General features: G+C 44.8%; 1 protein-coding gene. It reads left to right on the plus strand.

The window, feature by feature from the left end:
• Nucleotides 1-76: 76 nt before the first annotated feature.
• Nucleotides 77-1549, plus strand: a complete 1473-nt coding sequence (gene ltrA / locus L2729_RS21450; RefSeq protein WP_248990043.1) for a group II intron reverse transcriptase/maturase — start codon at nt 77-79, stop codon at nt 1547-1549.
• The last annotated feature ends 112 nt before the right edge of the window (nt 1550-1661 follow it).

Raw genomic sequence — 1661 nt, forward strand, 5'->3', positions numbered from 1 at the left:
CGCGAAAGCGAGCTGACTTCTAGCTGGTCTCCCGTTGCAAGATGATTTGAAGAACTTTATTCAAGGAGAAACGCAAATGATGGCTTCAAACGAAGTTAGTGCATCTCCTGACAATGCTCAATGGCAATCCATTAACTGGAAAGCGGTTAAGCGACATGTATTAAAGCTTCAAATGCGCATTGCAAAAGCAACCCGAGAAGGTAAACACGGCAAGGCGAAAGCATTGCAGTGGATATTAACCCACTCGAAATCAGCAAAATTGCTTGCTGTTAAACGAGTTTCTCAAAATAAAGGCAGCAAAACACCAGGAATCGACGGCATCATTTGGAACAGCGATGCTCGTTGTATAGGTGCGGTCAATCAACTGAGTCGAAAAGGCTATCATGCCAAACCTCTCAGGCGTATCTACATCCCCAAGAAAAACGGCAAGCTCAGACCTTTAGGCATTCCCTGCATGATAGACAGAGCGCAGCAAGCGCTTCATCTTCTCGCCTTGGAGCCTATTTCGGAAACGGTAGTCGACCTCAATAGCTATGGCTTTCGACCTAACCGAAGCGCAGCAGATGCCATTGCACAGTGCTTCAAATGTTTATGTATGAAGCGCTCTAGCCAATGGGTTCTTGAGGGTGATATCAAAGCTTGTTTCGATAAGATAGGTCATCAATGGCTCATCGACAACATTCAATTAGATAAACGAATGCTGAAACAATGGCTTGGATGTGGTTATGTTGATAAAGGATTGTTCTACAAAACAGCTGAAGGAACACCGCAAGGCGGGATAATCTCGCCAACGCTGATGTTGCTCACGCTGGCTGGATTAGAGCAGTTGGTTAAGTCTATTGCCTGTAAAACAGGTAATAGAGTCAACTTTATCGGGTACGCAGACGATTTTGTTATCACAGGTTCTTCGAAGGAAGTGCTCGTTAATGAAATCAAGCCGCAGCTAATTGGTTTTCTACAGGAAAGAGGCTTAACACTCTCTGATGAGAAAACGCACATAACTCATATCGATGATGGTTTTGACTTTCTGGGATTCAATCTTAGAAAGTACAAAGGCAAACTGCTCATTAAACCGAGCAAGAGCAACGTTCTATCATTTTTGAGTAATCTACGTGAATTCATCAGAAAACATCCAACAATCCCCGTTAACGATTTAATCAAAATATTGAATCCGAAACTGAGAGGATGGGCGAACTATTATCGCCACAGTGTTGCAAAGCAAGTTTTCGGTTATGTAGGGCATCAACTTTTCTGGCTGTTATGGCGATGGGCGGTAAGGCGTCATCCAACGAAAAGTAAGGACTGGGTGAGGCGTAAATATTACATGAATCGCATAGGTGGGTGGCAATTCCACGGCTGGCAGAAGATTGCCAACATGGACTGCCATTTTAATCTGGTTCAGATAGCTCAAACGCCGATAAAAAGACATGTGAAAATCAGGAGCGCAGCTATACCTTACGACCCCGAATACGAAGCTTACTTAAGTAAGCGGAAACGGGCAAAGGAAGGCAGAAACTCTTGGTTCGATCCTGTTTTGGCTGCTATGTAAGGTGCTGGGTAACAGAATACGCCTTAGTGGAGGCTTGAGCCGTATGCAGTGAAAGTTGCACGTCCGGTTCTTAGGAGGGCGGTACTTGGTGACAAGTGCCGCCTATCCGACA

Source organism: Shewanella gelidimarina (assembly GCF_023283945.1).
GTDB classification, from domain to species: Bacteria; Pseudomonadota; Gammaproteobacteria; order Enterobacterales; family Shewanellaceae; genus Shewanella; species Shewanella gelidimarina.